This window comes from Dactylosporangium sp. CA-139066 (genome assembly GCF_050936175.1).
GTDB lineage: Bacteria > Actinomycetota > Actinomycetes > Mycobacteriales > Micromonosporaceae > Dactylosporangium.
On record NZ_JBNJNH010000001.1, the window covers coordinates 4,227,893 to 4,249,607 of the forward strand.

Annotated in this window: 16 protein-coding genes; 10 read left to right on the forward strand and 6 right to left on the reverse strand. The window is 70.5% G+C overall.

Annotation, left to right across the window (positions count from 1 at the left end):
• Positions 1-5 precede the first annotated feature (5 nt).
• From ACQEVU_RS19335 to ACQEVU_RS19350, 4 genes are all read left to right on the forward strand, one after another.
• Positions 6-1,508 carry a sugar ABC transporter ATP-binding protein gene (locus tag ACQEVU_RS19335; protein WP_433325388.1) on the forward strand — a complete coding sequence of 501 codons (1,503 nt, stop codon included), beginning with the start codon at positions 6-8 and terminating at the stop codon, positions 1,506-1,508.
• The gene (locus ACQEVU_RS19340; protein WP_433325390.1) at positions 1,505-2,530 is read left to right on the forward strand and encodes an ABC transporter permease; all 1,026 of its coding nucleotides are present in this window, start codon (positions 1,505-1,507) and stop codon (positions 2,528-2,530) included. Before ACQEVU_RS19335 ends, ACQEVU_RS19340 begins: the two co-directional genes overlap by 4 nt.
• Positions 2,527-3,495, forward strand: a complete 969-nt coding sequence (gene yjfF / locus ACQEVU_RS19345; protein ID WP_433325392.1) for a galactofuranose ABC transporter, permease protein YjfF — start codon at positions 2,527-2,529, stop codon at positions 3,493-3,495. The genes ACQEVU_RS19340 and yjfF overlap by 4 nt, the downstream gene beginning before the upstream one ends.
• 62 nt (positions 3,496-3,557) lie before the next feature.
• Positions 3,558-5,168, forward strand: coding sequence for a diguanylate cyclase domain-containing protein (locus tag ACQEVU_RS19350; RefSeq protein ID WP_433325394.1), 1,611 nt, complete (start codon positions 3,558-3,560; stop codon positions 5,166-5,168).
• 141 nt (positions 5,169-5,309) lie between these two features.
• Here the strand turns inward: ACQEVU_RS19350 and ACQEVU_RS19355 are convergent, their stop codons facing one another.
• Positions 5,310-5,939, reverse strand: a complete 630-nt coding sequence (locus tag ACQEVU_RS19355; RefSeq protein WP_433325396.1) for a TetR/AcrR family transcriptional regulator — start codon at positions 5,937-5,939, stop codon at positions 5,310-5,312.
• Between the two features lie 127 nt (positions 5,940-6,066).
• Here ACQEVU_RS19355 and ACQEVU_RS19360 point away from each other — a divergent pair, with 127 nt between their 5' ends.
• Positions 6,067-7,395, forward strand: a complete 1,329-nt coding sequence (locus tag ACQEVU_RS19360) for an NADH-quinone oxidoreductase subunit D (protein WP_433325398.1) — start codon at positions 6,067-6,069, stop codon at positions 7,393-7,395.
• 119 nt (positions 7,396-7,514) lie between these two features.
• On the opposite strand, the gene ACQEVU_RS19365 is transcribed toward ACQEVU_RS19360, so the two are convergent.
• Positions 7,515-9,923, reverse strand: a complete 2,409-nt coding sequence (locus ACQEVU_RS19365) for a family 20 glycosylhydrolase (RefSeq protein ID WP_433325400.1) — start codon at positions 9,921-9,923, stop codon at positions 7,515-7,517.
• Positions 9,924-10,060: 137 nt separating this feature from the next.
• On the opposite strand from ACQEVU_RS19365, the gene ACQEVU_RS19370 reads away from it, so the two are divergent.
• The 3 genes from ACQEVU_RS19370 (at position 10,061) to ACQEVU_RS19380 (ending at position 12,630) form a co-directional block, all read left to right on the forward strand.
• Positions 10,061-10,195, forward strand: a complete 135-nt coding sequence (locus ACQEVU_RS19370) for a hypothetical protein (protein ID WP_433325402.1) — start codon at positions 10,061-10,063, stop codon at positions 10,193-10,195.
• 91 nt (positions 10,196-10,286) lie between these two features.
• Positions 10,287-12,272, forward strand: coding sequence for a hypothetical protein (locus ACQEVU_RS19375; RefSeq protein WP_433325404.1), 1,986 nt, complete (start codon positions 10,287-10,289; stop codon positions 12,270-12,272).
• A complete protein-coding gene (locus ACQEVU_RS19380; protein WP_433325406.1) occupies positions 12,262-12,630 on the forward strand; it encodes a plasmid stabilization protein in 369 nt (122 codons plus the stop codon). Before ACQEVU_RS19375 ends, ACQEVU_RS19380 begins: the two co-directional genes overlap by 11 nt.
• 129 nt (positions 12,631-12,759) lie before the next feature.
• On the opposite strand, the gene ACQEVU_RS19385 is transcribed toward ACQEVU_RS19380, so the two are convergent.
• Positions 12,760-14,313, reverse strand: coding sequence for a glycoside hydrolase family 27 protein (locus tag ACQEVU_RS19385; protein ID WP_433334990.1), 1,554 nt, complete (start codon positions 14,311-14,313; stop codon positions 12,760-12,762).
• Positions 14,314-14,387: 74 nt separating this feature from the next.
• On the reverse strand, positions 14,388-15,869 hold the full coding sequence (locus ACQEVU_RS19390; protein WP_433325408.1) for an arabinofuranosidase catalytic domain-containing protein: 1,482 nt from the start codon (positions 15,867-15,869) through the stop codon (positions 14,388-14,390).
• Positions 15,870-16,186: 317 nt separating this feature from the next.
• Here ACQEVU_RS19390 and ACQEVU_RS19395 point away from each other — a divergent pair, with 317 nt between their 5' ends.
• Entirely contained in the window at positions 16,187-17,293 is a 1,107-nt protein-coding gene (locus ACQEVU_RS19395; RefSeq protein WP_433325410.1) for a ricin-type beta-trefoil lectin domain protein, read from the forward strand.
• Here the strand turns inward: ACQEVU_RS19395 and ACQEVU_RS19400 are convergent.
• Positions 17,290-18,270: a PaaX family transcriptional regulator gene (locus tag ACQEVU_RS19400; RefSeq protein WP_433325412.1), complete on the reverse strand. Its 981-nt coding sequence runs from the start codon at positions 18,268-18,270 to the stop codon at positions 17,290-17,292. The genes ACQEVU_RS19395 and ACQEVU_RS19400 overlap by 4 nt on opposite strands.
• Positions 18,271-18,424: 154 nt before the next feature.
• On the opposite strand from ACQEVU_RS19400, the gene ACQEVU_RS19405 reads away from it, so the two are divergent.
• Positions 18,425-19,768: an extracellular catalytic domain type 1 short-chain-length polyhydroxyalkanoate depolymerase gene (locus ACQEVU_RS19405; RefSeq protein WP_433325414.1), complete on the forward strand. Its 1,344-nt coding sequence runs from the start codon at positions 18,425-18,427 to the stop codon at positions 19,766-19,768.
• Positions 19,769-19,817: 49 nt separating this feature from the next.
• On the opposite strand, the gene ACQEVU_RS19410 is transcribed toward ACQEVU_RS19405, so the two are convergent.
• The gene (locus ACQEVU_RS19410; RefSeq protein WP_433325416.1) at positions 19,818-21,665 is read right to left on the reverse strand and encodes a family 43 glycosylhydrolase; all 1,848 of its coding nucleotides are present in this window, start codon (positions 21,663-21,665) and stop codon (positions 19,818-19,820) included.
• Between the last annotated feature and the right edge of the window lie 50 nt (positions 21,666-21,715).

Sequence of the window (21,715 nt, forward strand, 5' to 3'; positions counted from 1 at the left end):
GAACCATGCTGACCATGACCGGCATCACCAAGCAGTTCCCGGGTGTCATGGCCCTGCAGGACGTGGACTTTCGCCTGTTGCCAGGTGAGGTCCACGCCCTCATGGGCGAGAACGGCGCCGGGAAGTCGACTCTGATCAAGGTGCTCACGGGTGTCTACAGCAACGACGCGGGCGAGATTGTCCTCGACGGGACCCCGGTGCGGTTCTCCGGGCCGCTGCAGGCGACCCAGGCCGGCATCAGCACGGTCTATCAGGAGGTCAACCTCTGCCCGAACCTTTCGGTCGCGGAGAATGTGTTCATCGGCCGGGAGCCGCGCACGTTCGGGCACATCCGCTGGCCCGAGATGCGCCGGCGGGCGGCGGATCTGCTGCACCGTCTTGAGCTTGACCTCGATGTGTCGGCGCCGTTGTCGGACTATTCGATTGCGGTGCAGCAGATGGTGGCGATCGCCCGGGCGATCGATGTCGAGGCGAAGGTTCTGGTGCTGGACGAGCCGACGTCCAGCCTCGATGCGGGTGAGGTGGCGCAGTTGTTCCGGGTCATGCGCCAGCTCAAGGAGCAGGGGATCGCGATCCTGTTCGTGTCGCATTTCCTGGACCAGGTGTATGAGATCTGCGACCGGATGACGATCCTGCGCAACGGCCGGCTCGTCGGTGAGCACGTCGTCGCCGACCTGCCGCAGCTGGAGCTGGTCAGCCTCATGATCGGCAAGGAGCTGGCGACGCTGGAGACCCTTGACGATCGGCCCAAGCGCAGCCTCGAGCGCGCGGAACCGATCATCGTCGCGGAAGGACTGGGCCGACGTGGCGGGATCGAGCCGTTCAGCCTGACGGTCCACAAGGGGGAGGTCGTCGGGTTCGCCGGCCTGCTCGGTTCCGGCCGCACCGAGGCCGCCCGGCTGTTCTTCGGCGCGGATCGTTGCGACAGTGGCGTGGTCGGCATCGATGGCAAGCAGGTCGTGCTACACGGCCCCCGCACCGCGATGCAGCACGACATCGCGTTCTGCTCGGAGAACCGGCGCACCGAGGGGCTCGTCGAGGAGCTGTCGGTGCGGGAGAACATTGTGCTCGCCCTGCAGGCCGCCCGCGGCTGGTCCCGGCCGTTGTCGCGCCGCCGCCAGGACGAGCTCGTCGAGAAGTACATCAAGGCCCTCGACATCCGCCCGGCCAACCCCGAGCTGCCGGTGCGCAACCTCAGCGGCGGCAACCAGCAGAAGGTGCTCCTGGCGCGCTGGCTCATCACCGAGCCGCGGCTGCTCATCCTCGACGAACCCACCCGCGGCATCGACGTCGGCGCCAAGGCCGAAATCCAGCGACTGGTCACCGAACTCTCCGACGGCGGCATGGCGGTGCTGTTCATCTCCGCCGAACTGGAAGAGGTCCTCCGCCTGAGCCACAAGATTGCGGTACTGCGCGACCGCCGCGTCGTCGCCGAACTGCCCAACACCGACGACGTGGACACCGACCGGCTCATGGCGGCGATCGCGAGCGGGGGCGGCACGCCGTGAAACGTTTCCTGTGGCCCCTCGTCGTCCTTGCGGTCCTGCTGGTCGTCAACGTCCTGTTCTCACACAGCTTCTTCGATATCGAGCTGCGCGGCGGGCACCTCTACGGCAGCGTCATCGACATCCTGCGCGCGAGCGCCCCGCTGGCCCTCGTTGCGCTCGGCATGACGCTCGTCATCGCCACCGGCGGCATCGACCTGTCCGTCGGCGCCGTCGTCGCGATCGCCGGTGCCCTCGCCTGTCTGCGGATCAGTGGTCTCGGCGACCAGAACGCGGTCAGCGGCGTGCTGGTGGCCGTCGGCCTGGCGCTGTTGCTGTCGCTGGTCCTCGGCGCGTGGAACGGGTTCCTGGTCGCCACGATCGGCATCCAGCCGATCATCGCGACCCTGATCCTCATGGTCGCCGGGCGCGGCCTGGCCCAGCTCATTACGGACGGGCAGATCATCACGGTGAACAGCTCGCCGTACAAGGAGATCGGGGCCGGCTACTGGCTCGGCCTCCCGTTGAACGTCCTCATCGCGGGGGCCGTGATCGTGCTCGCCGCGCTGCTGGCGCGCCGCTCGGCGCTGGGCATGCTGCTGGAGGCGGTCGGCGGCAACGCCGAGGCGAGCCGTCTGGCCGGCATCAAGTCGCGGTGGCTGATCCTGGCCGTGTACGTCTTCGCGGCCGTCTGCGCCGGCATCGCCGGGCTGATGATCAGCTCCAACGTGTCCAGCGCCGACGGGAACAACGCCGGTCTGCTCATCGAGCTCGACGCGATCCTCGCCGTCGTGCTCGGCGGCACGTCGCTGTCGGGTGGCCGGTTCTCCATCGTCGGTACCGTCCTCGGCGCGGTGCTCATCAAAACGTTGGACATCACGATCTACACCATCGGTGTCCCGCCGGAGGTGACGCTGCTGTTCAAGGCGATCGTGGTGATCGTGCTGTGCCTGGCGCAGTCACCGAAGTTCCGGGCCATGTTCCAGCGGCAGCGGCCGGTCCCGGCCGTCGCGCCCGCCGATGAGAAGGTGCAGGTGCGCGCATGACGCTCGCCGCGAACTGGCTGCGCAAACCCGCGATGGCCACCGGCATCCTGCTGTGCCTCATGTACGGCGCCGGCGTACTGCGCTACCCCGGCTTCGACGACACGCAGATCGTGCTCAACGTCTTCATCGACAACGCGTTCCTGCTCGTCGTCGCGGTCGGCATGACCTTCGTCATCCTGACCGGCGGCATCGACCTGTCCGTCGGCGCCGTCGTCGCCCTGACCACGATGATCGCCGCGTCGCTGCTGGACAAAGGCGTCAACCCAGGCTTGGTCCTCGTCGTGGTCCTCGCCGTCGGCGCGGTGATCGGCCTGGGCATGGGCTGCATCATCCACTTCTTCGACATCCAGCCGTTCATCGCCACCCTCGCCGGCATGTTCCTGGCCCGCGGCACCTGCTACGTCATCAGCACCGACTCGATCCCCATCACCAACCAGTGGTGGAACGACGTCGCCTCCGCGAAACTGCGCTTCGGCGGCTTCCACATCGGCTGGAGCGTCGTCATCTCCGCCGCCCTGGTCGCGGCCGCCGCGTACGTGCTGGCGTACACCAGGCTGGGCCGCAACATCTACGCCCTCGGCGGCAACCAGCAGTCAGCCCTGCTCATGGGCCTGCCCGTCGGCCGCACCAAAATCGCCGTCTACACCATCAGCGGCATCTGCTCAGCCCTCGGCGGCGTCCTGCTCACCTTCTACACCCCGTCCGGCTACGGCCTCAACGCCCTGGGCATGGAACTCGACGCCATCGCCGCCGTCGTCATCGGCGGCACCGTCCTCACCGGCGGCTCCGGCTTCGTCCTCGGCACCGTCCTCGGCGTCGGCGTCCTCGGCCTCATCCAAACCATCATCACCTTCCAAGGCACCCTCAGCTCCTGGTGGACCAAGATCTTCATCGGCGTACTGCTGTTCGTCTTCATCGTCCTGCAGCGCACAGTCACCAGAAAAAAGACCGCGCGGAGAACGTAGCCGGCGTCGGACGCCCGGTCGCCGCCCGGGCGGCCTCGTCCGGAGCGACGGCCGCGTCCGCCGTGCGGCGACGCCGTTTCCGCGCCCGCCGGCCGCCTGATCCGGTTGCGGTCCGGCTGCAGTACCGCGGCCGGCTGGAGCTGTCCGCGCGCGGCGCTCAGGTGGCCCCGCCCGCGGCCGACTTGGCTGCCATGGCGCAACGGTCCTCAGCGGGCGAACTCCTCCGCGACCCGGTCCTGCTCGGCATGGCCGGGCTGGCCCTGGCCGTGCCGGTGTGGTTCCTGGCCGGGCCGGGCGGTGCCGTTTCCTCCTGGGCGATACAGGCCGCGCTCGACGTGTCGATCGTGGTGTTCGCCCGCCGGTTGGGGGCGCACGGCGGCGCGGAACGACACAATCGCCGGTTCTGGCGGGCGATCGCGGCCGCCGGGCTGGTGTGCGCGGTCGGCGACGGAACGCAGACCGGGCTCGTGCTGGCCGACCCCGCCGCAGCGGTGAGCATCGTGCAGTCGTCGTGCGTCGTGTCCGCGATGACCGTGATGGCCGTGGTGATGCTGCGCCATCCGCTCGGCCGCGGCGGCCGGCAGCGGGTGCGGCTCTGGCTCGACGCGGGCGCCGTGCTCACCGGTGTCGCCGTGTTCCTGTGGTACTTCTCAATCGGCGCGGAACTGGACAATCCACGCCTGGCGGACCGGTTGACGGGGTCCGCGAGCGCGGTCGTCATGCTCGTCATCGTGCTGGGCGTGCTGAAGCTCATTCTCAGCGGTACCGCCCCCTTCACCCGGCTGGCCGGGGTCGCCGGCTGCGTCGGGGTCGGCGCCACGGCGGTCGGCACCTCGGTCAGCTTCATGCTGACGGGCGTCGCCGACCCGCGGATCGAGGCGATCGCGTCGCTGCTGCCGTGCATCCTGACCGTGGCGAGCCTTCGCGTGCAGGAGGTCCAGCAGCGCGGCCCGGCCGAGCGCGGAAGCGGGGAGCGGCGCCGGTTCAGCGTCATGCCGTACGTCGCCGTCGTCGCCACCGAGCTGCTCGGGGTCGTCGCCCTGCGGGGCACCGGCGCGGACGCGCGCATGTGGGGCGTGGCGATCGGCATCCTGGTGATCACCGCGGTGGTGCTCACCCGCCAGCTGGTCGCCTTCCACGACAATGACCGGCTGCTCACCGACCTCGACCGCAGCATGCTCGAGCTGCAGCGGCTGCACGATGAGCTGCGCCACCAGGCGACCCACGACGCGCTGACCGGCCTGGCCAACCGCGTTCTGCTGGCCGAGCGTCTGGCGGCGATGGACACCGCCGCCGAGCTCAGCGTCCTCGTGCTCGACCTCGACGGCTTCAAGCAGGTCAACGACGTCCGCGGTCACCACGCCGGAGATGAGCTGCTCATCCAGGTGGCCCGCCGGCTGGACGCGACCGTCGGCCCGGACGACCTGGTCGCCCGCCTCGGCGGCGACGAGTTCGCGATGCTCCTGCCGGGGCTCGACGCGGACGCGGCGCACCGCCGGGCGGCCTCGGTCGCCGCCGCCCTCACGCGGCCGTACGACCTGGCCGGCACCGTGGTGCAGGTCGGCGCCAGCGTCGGTGTCGCCACCGGCACCCCGGCCGACGCTGACGCGCTGCTGCGCCGCGCCGACGCCGACATGTACCGCCGCAAGCGGCGACCGGTGACGGCGGGTTGACGACCCTGCTTCCGTCTGGCGTTCCATGAACTGGGCGGCCCCACTGCCCGATACGACATCGACCCGGCCGATCCATGCCCGCCAGGGCTGCCCTTGCAGGAGCCGTCCCCGCGCGCGAGTTGATCGCCGGGCGAGGAAGGCTCATGACCCACTACCGCTGCGTGCGCTTGTCCGCGGGTCGGCCCGCTGCTCCCAAAGGGAGATGAAGTATTCCATGGCCTCTTCGACGCCGGCCATGTCGTGGGTCGTCAGCAGGTCGAGCAGCAGGCCTCGGCTCACGGCCAGCGAGAGGCGGGCGTGCGCTCGCGCCGCAGCGGGATCGAAGCCGTGCTGTCGCAGCATCTCGTCGGCCTGCGCAAGCCATGGCTCGATGGCGTTCTCCAGCAACGCGGCGGTGCCCGGGCGGCCCTGCAGCGCCTGGCCGTACATCTCGAAGAACAACCGCTCGTTCGGCCACAACGCCGGATCGGCCAGTCGCCGGGAGAACTCGCGCGTCAGGTCGGCCAGTGTCCCGGCGTTGGTCGTCGCGAGCTCGGCAAGGGCGGCGCGCTGGCGCTCCTCGACGGCGCCGACCACTTCGACGAGCAGTCCCTCCTTGGAACCGAAGTGGTAGATGAGCATGCGATGGCTGGTGTTGATCGCCGCGGCAAGGCCCCGCAGCGTCATGTCCGCGGACCCGTGCTCGGCCACATAGTCCACCGCCGCGGCCAGCAGCCGCTCGCGAGCCTGGCCAGGCTCTTGCGTCACGTCACCACACTCCGGACGTATCACGTACCGATCCGTACGTGTACCAGATGGTACAACAGTGTCCGCTCGGAACGTGCTGGCGGTGGCCGGGGTGCCGCCGAGGTGTGTGTACCATTCGGTACACGTACCATGTGGTACACAAGGAGGGGCCGTGACCACGGAACTGCACGCGAACGCCCGGCAGACCACCGAGGGGCCGGTCTTCACCGTCACCGGTGGGGACTGGTACGACACCTTGTGCGATCCGGATGATCCGGTCGGCGACGGGCGGATCGTGGTGAACATGGGTCCGGTCCATCCGTCGTCGCACGGCGTGTGCCGGCTGGTGCTGGAACTGTCCGGCGAGACCGTGAGGGAGTGCCGGGTCGTGGTCGGCTACCTGCACACGGGCATCGAGAAGAACCTGGAGTTCCGCACCTGGGTGCAGGGCACCACGTTCCTGACCCGGATGGACTACCTCGCGCCGATCTTCAACGAGACCGCGTACTGCCTGGCGGTGGAGAAACTGCTCGGCATCGAGGACCGCATCCCATCCCGGGCGAGCACCATCCGGGTGCTCATGATGGAGCTCAACCGGATCGCGTCGCACCTGGTCTGGCTGGCCACGACGGGCATGGAACTGGGTGCCCTGTCGATGATGATCTACGGCTTCCGTGAGCGCGAGCAGATCCTCGACATCTTCGAGATGATCACCGGCGCGCGGATGAACATGGCGTACGTCCGGCCGGGCGGCCTGGCCCAGGACATGCCCGCCGAGGCCGTCACGGCAATACGGGCGTTGGTGACGGGCCTGCCGGGCAAGCTCGCCCAGTACGAGGACCTGCTGTCCGGCCAGGTGATCTGGCGCCGGCGCACTCAGGGCGTCGGGGTGCTGGACGCGGCCGGTTGCCTCGCGCTGGGCGTCACCGGGCCGGTGCTGCGCTCGGCCGGGCTGGGCTGGGATCTGCGCAAGACGATGCCGTACTGCGGCTACGAGACGTACGACTTCGCGGTGCCCACCACGACCACCGCGGACGTCTGGGGCCGCTACCAGGTCCGGCTGGCCGAGACGCGGGAGTCGTTGAAGATCGTCGAGCAGGCGGTGGACCGGCTGGAGCCCGGCCCGGTCATGGTGGGTGACAAGAAGATCGCCTGGCCCGCCAGGCTGGCGGTCGGCGCCGACGGCCTGGGCAACTCTCTGGAGCACGTCGCGGCGATCATGGGCCAGTCGATGGAGTCGCTGATCCACCACTTCAAGCTGGTCACCGAGGGCTTCCGCGTCCCGGCCGGCCAGGTGTACACGGCCATCGAGTCACCCCGCGGCGAGCTGGGTGTGCACGCCATCTCCGGCGGCGGGACCCGCCCGCTGCGCGTGCACGTTCGCGAGCCCAGCTTCGTCAACCTCCAAGCCGTCCCCGCCGTGGCCGAGGGTGGGCTACTGGCCGACCTCATCGCCGGCGGCGCCTCGCTCGATCCCGTCATGGGCGGCTGCGACCGCTGAGCGATGCCACACCGTGAGCGGGACGCCCCGGATGGGCGGACCCGAGTGGCGGCTGCTCGGCGCGAGGAGGCCGGCGGCATGCTCGCCGCCGGCCTCGAGGTGCTCGACAGCAACATGCGCTACCGGTTGAACTGGAACCAGTTGAGGTTGACGAAGTCGGCGCCCGCCGTGCCGGTGAAGGTCAGGAACACCGTGTGGACGCCGGTGGCCGAGCCGGACAGGTTGGTGGTGGTGCTGGTCCAGGCCTGCCAGCCACCGGTGGACGTGACCGGGACGCTGGCGATGATCGGGCCGGTGGTGGAGTCCAGGCGGTACTGGATGGTGCCGCTGGACGCGCCGGAGGCCAGCCGCGTGGTCACCGACGCCGCGGTCGGGGTGCCGAAGTCCACGTTGGTGTAGCCGAGCCAGTCGCCGGGCGTGATGTAGCCGACGTTCTGGCCGCCGCCGGTGTCGGTGGTGGTCTCGGTCTGGGTGCCGGACTGGCTGCTGAAGCTCTCGGCCTGCCGCACGCCGTACGCGTTGGGCAGTCCGCCGCCGGCGTTGAACTGTAGCCAGTTGAGGTTGACGAAGTCGGTGCCCGCGGTGCCGGTGAAGGTGAGGTACAGGCGGTGCACGCCGGTGGCCGCGCCGGTCAGGTTGGTGGTGGCGCTGATCCAGGTCTGCCAGCCGCCGGTGGAGGTGACGGGGACGCTGGCGATGATCGGGCCGGTGGTGGAGTCCAGGCGGTACTGGATGGTGCCGCTGGACGCGCCGGAGGCCAGCCGGGTCGTGACCGAGGCCGGCGACGTCGCGCCGAAGTCGAGGTCGTAGGCGAGCGTGTCGCCGGGCGTGATGTAGCCGACGTTCTGGCCGCCGCCGGTGTCGGTGGTGGTTTCGGTCTGCGTCCCGGTCTGGGCGTTGTAGCTCTCGGCCTGGATCTGGGTGTACGCGCTGCGCGTCGTCTGAGAAGAGCCCCACGGGACCTGCGGCGAGCTGTAGTAGTTGATCCCCTGCACCGTCCACCGTGGACCCTGCGCGCCGAGCCGCACCTTGAACGTGTCCCAGTTGCGTGCCGACTGCGGTGACCACGCCAGCTCGGCGAGCGCCGGCAGCCGCGGGAACGCCATGAACTCGATGTCGGCCAGCTTGGTGATCGTCTCGGTCCACAGTGGAGCCTCGACGCCGAGGATCGCGCTGGCCGGTACGCCGGAGAGGTAGGCGCCCGGGTCCCAGTTGTAGGCGGTCTGCACCTCGATCAGGCCGGCCCACGTCTGGCCGAGCGGGGTCGAGTTGGTGTACTTCATGTCGAGGTACGCCTTGTTCGCCGGCGACAGCAGGATCTTGTCGCCCTTGCTCACCGCCGCGCTCAGGTCAGCGTCCGATGTGGACGTGCCCCAGTACTGCGCGACACGGTTCGTCGTGTGGTCGGCCTGCCCGATCTGGTGCCAGCCGACGACGGTCTTGCCGGCCGCGCCGACGAAGGGCTGCACGCGGTTCATGAACGTGGTGTAGTCCGCCGCGGGCGTGCTCGACGCCTCGTCGCCGCCGACGTGCAGATACGGGCCAGGGGTGATGGCGGCGAGCTCATTGAGCACCTGCTGCACGAACGTGTACGTGACCTCCTTGCTGACGCACAGCGAGCTGAAGCCGACGTTCGTGCCGGTGTAGAGCGGCGGGGCCGTGTTGTTGCAGTTGAGCTGCGCGTAGGAGGCGAGCGCGGCATTGGTGTGGCCGGGCATGTCGATCTCGGGCACGATGGTGATCTGCCGCGACGCCGCGTAGGAGACCAGGTCGGAGTACTGTGCCTTGGTGTAGTAGCCGCCCGCGCCGCCGCCCACCTGGGTGCTGCCGCCCACGGTCGCCAGCTGCGGCCAGGCGTCGATCACGATGCGCCAGCCCTGGTCGTCGGAGAGGTGCAGGTGCAAGATATTGATTTTGTACTGGGCGATCTCGTCGATGTACCGCTTCACCACGTCGGGGGCGAAGAAGTGCCGCGACACGTCGAGCATTGCGCCGCGGTAGCCGTACCGCGGGTAGTCGACGATCCGGCCGCCGGTGATCGTCCACGGTCCGCTCTGGACCGTCTGCGCCTCGACCGTCGCCGGCAGCAGCTGCCGCAGCGTCTGCACCCCGTGGAACAGCCCGGCCGTGGTCTGGGCGCGGAGCGTGACGGCGGCGGCGGTCACGTCGAGCTGGTAGCCCTCGGCGCCCACGCTCGGGTCGGCGCCGGACAGCAGCAGTGCGATGCCGCTCGTCGGCGTGCCGGTCGTGGTGGAGACCGGCAGCGCGTAGCCGGTCGACGGGCGGAGGATGCCGGCGAGGTAGTTGCCGGCGTCGGTGGCGCCGGCCGCGGTCTGGATCGCGGCGTTCGAGGGCAGCGTGTAGGTCACGCCGGCCGCGGGCTGCGCCGACACTGGTGCGGGTACGACGTCGGAGAGGCTCACCGCGGCGCTGGCCGGGGAGGCCGCCAGCACCCAGGCAGCGCCGGTGGTCGCGGTCGCGACGGCCACGGCGGCGGCGAGCAACAGGTTGCGCGGGGAACGGGGCACGGCATCCTCCAGCGAAACTGTTAAGTTTCCTGCTAGTTTGACGGCACGCTATGTCCCGCGCGGGAAAGTGTCAAGGGAGTCACCGCTGCCTCCGGCAGCGGGATGCCGGCGTCCTGGCATGGGGTTAGGCTGGCTCGATGGCGTTCGGTGACGGGCAGGGCCGGCTGCAGCTGGGCAAGCTCGAGGTCGAGCAGCACCGCCGGGAGGCGGAGCCACTGGTTGTCACCGTCCTGCTCACCGTGATCGGCCGGCGTTCTCGCCGTCGTCGGTGACGAAGCCGTGAGCGGCAGCGCCTGACCGTCACCCGCGTGCTTTCCCGCGCGGCCGCCGCGGCGCAGTCGAGATCATGTCCGAGGAGCTGCTGTGCATGAACTGGTGGGCCGGCTGTCTGATCGCATCCGCGCGTTCGAACGTGGTGACGCCGCGGCTGTGCTCGACGACGAGGCGCTGCGTGAAGTGGAACAGCTCATCGGGTCACCCACCGGCCGGCGGACGCTCTCCGTGCCGACGGTGCACGCTGTGGCCTGGCTGCACTGGTGCCGCTACCGGGCCTCGTCCGGCGGCGACGCCTGGAGTTGGAAGGCCGCCGTCGGCTGGTTCCGGATCGTCCTCGAGATCGATCCGGAGCAGGTTCCGGCGCCGATCCGGGCGTACCTGGCCGGGGACCTGGGCGTCGAGGCGCTCCTGCGAGCGGAGTACGCCCTCGAGCTGACCCAGACGGCCATGCTGGGCACCGACGAGGCCGCCCTGGCCCGCGCGACGGGCCTGCTGGAGCGCGCGGCGGAAGGGGACGCGAACGCCGGCGTGAACCGGCCGGTCATCCTGTGGGTCCTCGGCCAGGCCGACCGGGCACGGTTCGCCCTGACGGATGACCGGCGGTATCTGGACCAGGCGGTCGCGAGGCTGCGGGCGGCCGTCGCGGCGGCCGGCCCGGACGAGCCCGATCTGGGACAGATGCACGCCGATCTCGCCGGTGCGCTGCAGCGCCGCTACGAGGCCGGGGCGGAGGCCGCCGACCTCGACGAGGCCGTGGCCGGCTGGCGGGAGGGGCTCCGCCTGCACTCCGCCGACGCCCCGGATCGCGTGGGGCCGCAGTCGAATCTGGCCCTGGCGCTGCGGATGCGATTCGAGCAGCTGGGCGTCCGGGACGACATCGACCAGGCCGTCACGCTCGGACGCGAGGCCCTGCGAACGGCGACGCCGGCTCTGCGTGCGGTCGTGCAGTCCAATCTCGCCGGCGCGCTGCTGCTCCGGTTCCGGCACACCGGCGCGACGGCCGACCTCGACGAAGCGGTCGCGCTCGGGCGTGAGGCGGCCGAAGCGGCGGACGAGGAGCGCCAGCTCGGTTGCCGGTCCAACCTGTGCCTCGCGCTGATGATCCGGCACATGGCCTCCGGTGCGGCCGCAGACCTCGACGACGCGATCCGGTGGGGGCGAACGGCGGCCGAAGCGGCGCCGCGCGACGCCCCCGAACGTCCGGCTGTGCTCACCAACCTCGCCGGAGCCCTCCACGTGCGCTTCCATCGCACACGGAACCTCCGGGATCTGGACGCGGCGATCGACTATGCACGGCAGGCGGTTGCCGCGACCGCCTCAGATCGGGGCGCGCCGGATCGTGGCGCGCTGTCGGATCTCAGCATGCTGCTCCTGTCGTACTTCGACATCGATCGATCGCGGGACACCCTGGAGGAGGCCATCGCGGCCGCCCGGCAGGGGGTCGGAGGGTCGGCGAACGCGACTCATCCGAGTTACAGCAGCCATCTGGCGAACCTGGCCGAGGGGCTGCTGGAGCGTTACCGGCACGATGCGGCCGAGGCGGACCTGACCGAGGCGCTGGCGCTGTTGCACCGCGCCGCCCACCACCCGTCCGCCCCGGTGGCGCGCAGATTGGACGCGGCCCGGTCGCACGCCGAAGCGGCCGCCCGCTGGCGCGGCCTCGAGGCCGCCCTGCCGATGTATCGCGTGGCCGTCGGCCTCGTGCCGCTGATGGCCTGGCGCGGCATCACCCGGGAGGATCGGCAACGCCTGCTGCACGTCTCGGGCTCCGGCCTGGCCTGCGACGCCGCCGCCGGCGCGATCGGCACAGCCGCGCCGGACCTCGCCGTGGCACTGCTCGAGCAGGGCCGCGGCGTGCTGTGGTCACAGCTGCTCGAGTCCCGGACCGACCTGTCTGCGCTGCGTACCGCCGACCAGCGCCTCGCCGACCGCCTCGCCCACGTCCGCCGCCAACTCGACGCACCCGTCAGCGCGGCGGCGGAGCGGCCCAGGATGCGTGCGTCGGACTTTGATCGACCCGCTGCCCGGTCGCGACTCGCGTTACGCGGGCCTGATGCCGGGAATGCATGGTGAGGAGGAGGTTCCCGCCGATGTCGAAGGAGGACACATGCCTGCGGGTTCGAACGCCAAACGTGAACGCCAGTACGAGCACATCAAGGCCAGCGTCAAACGGCGCGGCGAGTCCACCGACCGGGCCGAGGAGATCGCCGCCAGGACCGTGAACAAGGAACGCGCCCGGGCCGGGGAATCCAAGACCGCGAGCCGCTCCTCCATCCACGATGTGTCGTCGGGCCACCGCGGCGGGAAGCGCTCGCACACCGGCGCGCAGGGCCGCACCAAGGCACAGCTGTACAACGAGGCCAGGCAGCGCAACATCAAGGGTCGCTCGAGCATGAGCAAGGCCGATCTCGAACGCGCGCTCGGCGGCTGAACCACAACCCGGATCTGTGGATGCGGCTCCGGGATCGCGGGTGGCTGGTGCGTACGCAACGGCGGAGGCACTCCGGCTCAGTTTCGGCCGGAGTGCCAGGTGTACCGCTCAGAACTTCCGGAGATCAGGTCACGAGCGCGACCATCGCTGGTTGCTGCCGCCGTTGCAGGTCCACAGCTCGACGGGCGAGTTGTTGGCGGTGGCGGCGCCGGTCACGTCGAGGCACAGGCCCGACTGCACGCCGGTGATGGTGCCGTCGGCGTTGACGTTCCACTGCTGGTTGGTCTGGCCGTTGCAGTCCCAGATCTCGACCTTTGTGCCGGGCGAGGTCTGGTTGTTGTAGGCGTCCAGGCACTTGCCGAGCACCTGCAGCTGCTTGGCGCCGGTGTAGGTCCAGCGCTGGTTGGCGGCGCCGTTGCAGTCCCAGATCACCATTTGGACGCCGTTGGTGGTGCTGCCGTTGGGGTCGTCGAGGCAGCGGTTGGACCCGGCGCCGCGGATCGCCGTTGTCGTGTCGCCCGGGTCACCGCCGGTCGTGCCGCCGGCGACCCGGTACATGACGACGCCGTGTCCCGGAACACTGGCGCTGATCGCGCCGCTCGTCGTGCTCGTCGCGCCGGACCACAGGTCGGTCAGCGTGTAACTTGCCGCGCCGGTCTTGCCGATCGCGGCGGCCGTGGTGCTGATCGTCGCCGTCGAGGTGTTCTCGTTGAACAGCACGACGGACACGTCCCCGTTGGCCAGTGGCTTGGCCAGCACGTCCAGGCCGCCGCTCGAGCTGACCATCCGGCCCTGCTTGCCCGCCGAGTCCTGGTCGACCGCGATCACCGCCCGGTTGCCCAGGATCGACAGCGTCGTCGAGCTCGCGTTGGCCAGGTTGTTGCCGGCCAGCAGCGGCGCGGCCATCTCGGCCCAGAGGCTGAAGTGGGCGCGGTCCTCGGTGGCCGACATGCCGTTGCCGACCTCGAGCATGTCGGGGTCGTTCCACTGGCCCGGACCGGCGTACGCGGACAGGCCCACGTTCTGGTGGAAGATGGACAGCACGCTGTTGAAGTTGGCCTGGATGTCGCCGGTGGTGCGCCACAGGTTGCCGACGCTGCCGGCCCAGGTCCACGGCGCGTTGACGCCCCACTCGCAGATGCTGTAGACGATCGGGCGCCCGGTGGCGGCCAGGGCGTCGCGCATCGCGGAGTAGCGGGCGATGTACTGCTGCGTGGTGGAGCTGCCGTTGTTGCTGCAGTTGTCGTACTTGAGGTAGTCCACGCCCCAGGCCGCGAACGAGCGCGCGTCCTGCGCCTCGTGGCCCAGGCTGCCGGGGTAGCCGGCGCAGGTCAGCGTGCCGGCGTCCTCGTAGATGCCCAGCTTCAGGCCCTTGGAGTGCACGTAGGCGGCGGTGCCGGAGATGCCGTCCGGGAACTTGGCGTAGTCGGGCTGCAGGTTGCCGGCCGAGTCGCGGTTGTGCTGCATCCAGCAGTCGTCGATGTTGACGTACTGGTACCCGGCGGCGGCCAGCCCCGACGACACCATCTTGTCCGCCGTTGCCTTCACCAGGGACTCGGAGACGTTACAGCCGTAGGCGTTCCAGTCGTTCCACCCCATCGGCGGAGTGAGCGCCAGGTTGTTGGCGAGGGCCTGGGCCGGCGCGGCCGGTCCGGCGACGAACGACAGGCCAACGCCGGCCATGAGCAGCAGCACCAGCTTGTGATGCAGGCGCACAGTGTTCTCCTTTCGCTTCTTCAGGAATCGTTGGGCCGGCATCAGCTGCGCAGGCTCCAGTGCTGGTTGGTGCCGCCGTTGCAGGACCAGAGGATGATCTTCGTGCCGTTCGCCGTCGCGGCGCCGTTGGCGTCCAGGCACAGCCCGGACTGCACGCCGGTGATCGAGCCGTCGGCGTTGACGTTCCACTGCTGGTTGGTCTGGCCGTTGCAGTCCCAGATGATGATGGCGGTGCCGTTCGTCGTGCCCTTGTTGCTGGCGTCGAGGCACTTGTTGCCGTACACCTGCAGCTGCTTGCCGGACGTGACGGTCCAGCGCTGGTTGGACCCGCCCCAGCAGTCGTAGAGCTGGACCGCCGCGCCGTTGGCCGTGCTCTGCCCGCTCACGTCGAGGCAGCGCCCCGACTGGGCGCCCACGATCTCGACGTTGCTTTGGCCGCCACCGGTGCTGCCGCCGAACGAGTAGCCGGCGGCCGCGATGTTGGCCTGGACGGCGTTCTCGGTGGCGTCGGACGGGTAACCGGAGGTGATGGCGCCCTCGAAGAACTCGCCGACGCCGGTGTTGCTGTTGTCGCCGCCGGTGCCCAGCAGCAGGGAGCTGTCGGTCTTCATCGGGGAGTAGCCGTTGGGCAGCGGACCCGAGAACGTGGTGGTGAGCCCGCCGCTGGTGGCGTTGCCGTACTTGAGGGTGAAGTTGCTGGTGCCGTTGTTCTTCTCCCAGGCGCTGACGAACGGGAAGTGCACGCCGGAGTTGTTGGGGTCTTTGTTGGAGCCGGTGTTGGTGTGGTACATGCCGTTCTCCAGGTCGGCCTCGACCCACGGGCCGCTGCCGACGCAGTTGCCGAACCAGCAGGCGGTGCCCCACTCGATGGCGTTCATGGTGGCGTTGCCGGTGTCGGTGTGGGAGTTCTCGCCGCTGCCGTAGTCGAAGCAGCACCACTGGTTGACGTAGTTGGACGAGGTCACCATGTAGATGCCCTCGGGGTGCGAGCCGGTCGGCGCGTTGCGGGCGTTGTCGATGCGATACCCGACGCCCTGGGTCACCTTGATGCCGTAGGCGGGGTGGCCGCCCACGGTCAGCGGCAGGGCCTTGGCGTCCGCGCCGACGTCGGCGCCGTTGGGCCCGGGGCCCTTCCAGAAGCCGCCCCAGGAGATGGGCAGGTCGTTGTGGTTGGTGCTCTGGTCGTAGATCTTCGTGATCGTGCAGGACGTGCCGGCGCAGAAGGAGTCCTGCGCGGCCGCGCTGGCGTAGCCGCCGGCCTCGAGCAGCCCGATGTCGGCGTAGGCGTGGTCGGAGCCGCGCTGCACCTGGTACAGCGGGCCGTTGTAGGCGCCGAACAGCGCCCGGGTGGTGCTGTGCGCGCCGATGCACGGCGTCCCGCCGGCGGCGTAGATGTCGCACACCTGCGACGTGGCGGCCTGGGCGCTGGCCGTCGGGGCCAGCAGGGCGATCGCGACGCCGGCGACGATCGTGGCCGCGCCGGTCAGGGCGGCCAGCAGGCGCCGGCCGGCCCTCGGTTTCATGGGCATCGAAGTCCTCGCTACGGGTGTGGGTGAGGAAATGCGGCTGTGAGCGCTCACATGACGCGCCGTTTTGGCGGTTGGCTGCGTCAGGGGTGCCGCCTCGCGAGCCTCCCACATCACCACCGGCCCTTCAAGAGGAGGTCATCAATAGCCAGAGCCAGAAGTGCGTACGACTCGGGCTGATGCCCGCCCATAACACAAACGCGAGGTGTGCGTGGAGCGAAATGCAAGATCGATGAGAGCGTTAACGCGGACGGTTGCGCAAAGTGCACCGGTCGCGCATTCTGGGCGCCGCCGAACTCACGAAAGGAACGCGTATGCGCACACGCAGACGCCGGCTCGGCCTGGCCGCGGTCATGGCCGTATCGGCGGTTCTGGGCGCCCTGGTGCCCGTCGGCACTGCCGCCGCGGAGTCCAACGGGGGCGTGCGGGTCATGCCGCTGGGCGACTCGATCACCGAGGGCACGCAGGTGCCGGGTGGATACCGGATCGGCCTGTGGCAGCGCATGGCCGCCGGCGGCTACCGGGTCGACTTCGTCGGGTCGCAGTTCAACGGGCCCGCCGCCCTGGGCGATCACGACCACGAGGGCCACCCCGGCTGGCGCATCGACCAGATCGACGCCAACATCACCGGCTGGCTGGGCGCCACCACCCCGCACACGGTGCTGCTGCACATCGGCACCAACGACGTGCTGCAGAACTACAACGTCGCCGGCGCGCCGGGCCGGCTGTCGACGCTGATCGACCACATCACCGCCGCGGCGCCGACCGCCGAGGTGTTCGTCGCGCAGATCATCCCGCTGGCCAACGCCGGGCAGGAGTCGGCGGTACGGACGTTCAACGCCGCGATCCCGGGCATCGTGCAGAGCAAGGTCAGCGCGGGCAAGCACGTCCACCTGGTCGACATGCACAGCGCGCTGACCGCGGCCGACCTGACCGACGGCATCCACCCGACCGCCAACGGCTACGACAAGATGGCCGCCACCTGGTACAACGCGCTGCTCTCGGTGCCCGGCAGCATCGGCACCGGCGGGAGCACCGGCGGCACGACGACCACGCTGGTCGGCGCCGGCTCGGGCCGCTGCCTCGACGACCCGAACGGCAGCACCGCCAACGGCGTCCAGCCGATCATCTGGGACTGCAGCGGCGGCACCAACCAGCGCTGGACCCGCAGCGGCGCGACGCTGCAGGTGCTCGGCAAGTGCCTGGACGCGCCGACCGGTGCCGCCGCCGGCTCGAAGGTGCAGCTCTGGGACTGCCACGGCGGCACCAACCAGCAGTGGAACCTCAACGCCAACGGCACGATCAGCAGCGTCTCGTCGGGCCTGTGCCTGGACGTCTCCGGCGCCGCCACCGCCAACAACAGCCCCGTGATCCTCTGGACCTGCACCGCCGCCGCCAACCAGCGGTGGAACCGGGTCTAGTGGACCCGGGCCGGGCCGGCGTCCTCGAGGACGCCGGCCCGGATGTCGGCCACGGTGTGCGCCCGCACGTCGGGCACCGGCCCCTCGGCGTGGCGGGCCGCGACCGCCCGCACGTGCGCCTCGGCCACCGCGGCCAGGCCGTCGTAGACGGCGGTGAAGACCTCGAGGGCGGTGGCGCGGGGCCACCGGCGGGGGAGCAGGCGGACCGGCAGCCGCGGGTCGAGCACGGCGAAGCGCCGGTAGGTGTCCATGACCTCGGTGCGGGCGCGCACCGCGGCCGGGCCGTCGACCCGCCCGGCCCGCATCCGGGGCAGCAGCGGGCGCCAGCGCGCGATGAAAGTTTCGTACTGCGCGGCGATGCCGGGGACGTCCCAGGCCTGCAGCGGAGGCCGGTGCGTCGCGGCGCCGAGTTCGACGTGCCGGGCCCGGAAGACGGTCAGCGCGCCCGGTGCTGCCTGCGCGAGCTCGGCCAGGGCCTCCTGGCCGAGCGCGTGCGGCGAGATCCACAGCCCGTCGTACAGCGGCGCGCAGCCGAGCCACCGCAGCCGGCCCCGCAGTGCCCGGCGGCGGCCGCGCTCCTGCTGCGGTAGCGAAAAGGCGACGAGCGTCCACCACTCGTCCCACGGCTCGCCGCCGGCCGCCGCCGAGACGATCCAGCGCCCACCGGCGGAGACCTGCCCGGCGGCGGCGCGGGCGAGCCGGTAGGCGCTGTGCCGCCCGCGCCGGTCGCCCTCGAGCACGCCGCGGCGGGCGAGCCGGCTGATCGCCGCCCGCGCGCCGGCCTCGCTGACCCCCGCCTCGGCCAGCAGTGCGACGATCGCGGCGGACGGCATCCAGGCCCGGCTGCGCAGCGTGTAGTCGGCCATGAGCGTCACGGCCAGCCCCTGCGGCGCCGGGCCGGACTGCCGCCGCGGCAGGCGGACGGCCGGCGGCTCCTCGTCGGGAAAGATCTCCTCGATGTCGAACGGGTCGGACACGCGGTCCCTCCGGTGGCCTCGCGTCGGGCGGCTGTGCCGACTGTAGCGGCCGCTCATGGTATCGGTTGTCTTCGATTGACACTTTATTGGACCGCAAGCACACTAAGTGCCGCGCGAAGCCCGGGATCCACGCGCTCGTCGAAGGAGGAGGCGCATGAACCTGAAACGCAAGATCCTGCTCGCCCCGGCCGCCCTGCTGGCCGTCGCCGGACTGACCCTCGTGGCGCTGCGGCCCGCCTACGCCGCGACGCTGACCGAGGTCACGAACTTCGGCACGAACCCGGGCGGCATGCGCATGCACGTGTACGTCCCGGACACCCGGCCGGCCAACCCGGCGATCGTTGTCGCCATGCACGGCTGCGGCGGCTCGGGCCCCGGCTTCTACTCCGGCAGCGAGTTCGCTTCGCTCGCCGACCGCTACGGCTACATCGTCATCTTCCCCACCGCCACGCAGCAGGCTGGCTTCGGCAACTGCTTCGACACCTGGTCCGACGCGGCCAAGCGGCGCGGCGGCGGCAGCGACCCGGTCTCGATCGTGTCGATGGTGACCTATGTGGAGCGCCAGTACGGCGGCGACCCGAACCGGGTGTACGCCACCGGCAGCTCTTCGGGCGGCATGATGACCAACGAGATGCTCGCGCTGTACCCGGACGTGTTCAAGGCTGGCGCGGCGTTCATGGGCGTGCCGTTCACCTGCTTCGCCAACGCCGCCGACTATCCGCCCGGCACCAGCCGGTGCACCGGCGGCAGCATGGACCGCACCCCGCAGCAGTGGGGCGACGCGGTGCGCCAGGCGTATCCGGGGTACACCGGGCCGCGGCCGCGGGTGCAGCTGTGGCACGGCACGGCCGACACCCTGGTGCCGTACCAGCTGCTGCAGGAGGAGATCGAGCAGTGGACGAACGTGTTCGGCCTGAGCCAGACCCCGACGGCGACCGACACGCCGCAGTCGGGCTGGAGCCGCCGTCGCTACGCCGACGCGTCGGGCACGGTGCAGGTCGAGGCGTACAGCATCCAGGGCGCCGGGCACAGCCTGCCCTCGGCCGGCATGGCCGCGTACGCGATCGCCTTCTTCGGCCTCACGGGCGCCCCGCCGAGCTCGCCGGGTTCGCCGTCGCCCTCCCGCCCGTCCAGCCCGCCGCCCTCGAGCCCGCCGCCCTCGAGCCCGCCGCCGGGCGGCTCGGCGTGCCGGGTCGCGGACGCGGTCAACGCCTGGAACACGGGGCTGACCGAGAGCATCACGATCACCAACACCGGTAGCGCGGCGATCAACGGCTGGGCGCTGACGTTCACCCTGCCGGGCGGCCAGTCCATCACCTCCGGCTGGAACGCCGCCTACAGCCCGAGCAGCGGCGCGGTGACCGCGCGCAATGTAAGTTACAACGCCGTGCTGGCCCCGGGGGCGTCGACGACCATCGGCTTCCAGGCCACGCACACCGGCAACACGGGCGCGCCGGCCGCGTTTGCGCTCAACGGGTCGGCCTGCGCCACGGGCTGACCGGCGTTCCCGGCCGCGGCGGTGCTCGCCGCCGCGGCCGGGGACTGCACTACTGCAGGGAGGCGTCGTCGATGTACAGCCCGTCGGTGCCGGCGGCCGTCTCGACGTACAGCGTGGCACCGGTCAGCGTGCCGGTCCACGACACGGTCGCGGTGCCCGTCAGCTGGGTCCAGCCGCTGGCGTTGACCGTCGCCGCCGGGGTCAGCTGCACGTAGCTCGTGGAGCCGTTCGCGGTCAGCGCCAGGGTCACCTTGGCGCTCGGCGTGCCGCTCTGCGAGCGCACCCACACGCTCGTCGCGTAGCTCTTGCCGTTGGTGAGCTTCGACGTCACGGCCTGGGCAGGGCCGTTCCACGACGCGGTGCGGCCGGTCAGCAGCAGCGACTGGGAGCCGCCGTGCACGACGGAGCTGTTGGCCGCCAGCGTCCCGGCGCCGAACACGCTCCAGCCGCTGGTGCCGCTCTCCATGGTGGGGTTGGTGAGCAGGTTGCCGCCGCCGGTGTTGCCGCCGGCCGCGGTGAACTGCCACCAGTTCACGTTGAACAGGTTGCCGCTGCCGCCGACGAACTTGAGGTACAGGTCGTGCGTGCCGGTGGCCCCCGAGACCGGGCAGGTGACGGTGGTCCAGGTCTGCCAGCCGCCGGTGCCGGGCACGGTGCACGTGCCGGCCAGCGTGCCGTTGACGCTGTCCAGGTGCAGCTCGATGCGCCCGCCGCTGGTCGCGGAGGCGACCCGGGCGCTGTAGGAGGCCGCGCCGTCGCCGAAGCCGACGCCCTTGACCTTGATGTAGTCGTTGTTCTCGATCCAGCCGACGTCCATTCCGCCCTCGCTGGACACCTCGGTCTCCACGCCCGACTCCCAGGCGATCGTCTCGGCCTCCTGGCGCACGTACGGGTTGAGCGTGCCGATCTGCGGCGCCCCCGTCGTGGTCATGTTGATGGTCGGGATCGTGCCGTCGGCGTTGTAGCTGAACTTCTCCACGGCCACCGAGCGGGTGTAGCCGCTGCCGCCGGGCAGCGCACCGTTGTGGTAGAAGAAGTACGACCCGCCGTTGAAGTCGACCAGGCCGGGGTGGTTGGTGAAGCTGGCGCCCTGGGTCGGCATCACGGTGCCGCGGAAGGTCCACGGCCCGGTCGGGCCGGTCGCCGTCGAGTAGGCGATGTACTCCGAGCAGCACCGCGCGGCGAAGACGTTGTAGTAGAGGCCGTTGCGCTTGTACACCCACGGCCCCTCCTCGAACAGCGTCGGCCGGCTCGCGTTGCCGGTGCGGGTGCCGAAGCCGGCGGTGGTGAGCGGGATCTGGGCCGGGCTGCCGGAGTACGAGATCATGTCGGCGTTGAGCTTCACGTACCACAGGTTCGGGTTGCCCCAGTACAGGTACGCCTGGCCGTCGTCGTCGATGAACACCGTCGGGTCGATCTCGCCGGTCTCCACCAGCGGGTGCCCGAGGGCGTCGCTGAACGGCCCGGTCGGGCTGGTCGAGACGGCCACCCCGATGGCCATGCGGCCGGTCGCGCGGTTGGTCATCGGCACGTACCAGTAGAACTTGCCGTTGCGGTAGATGGCCTGGCCGGCCCAGGCGTTGGAGCTGGCCCAGCTGAAGCTGGCGAGACTCAGCGGCGACCCGTGGTCGGTCCAGTTGACCATGTCGGCGGAGGACCAGACCCGCCACTCGCGCATGGTGTAGTTCGTCGAGCCGTCCTCGTCGTGGCCGGTGTAGAGGTAGACCCGGCCGTTGTACACCAGCGGTGCCGGATCGGCCGTGTAGATGGTCTGCACGATCGGGTTGTCGGCCCGCGCGACGGCCGGCACGAGCGCCGCCGCGCACAGCAGGCCCGCCACGGTCGCCAGCGCGCGGCGAAGAGCCGCGCCGGGCGGGCGGGGAATGGTCAGTTTCACGAGTGCTCCCGAGCTTGTTATCGCTAACAACGAAGTGGCCGAGACATTGC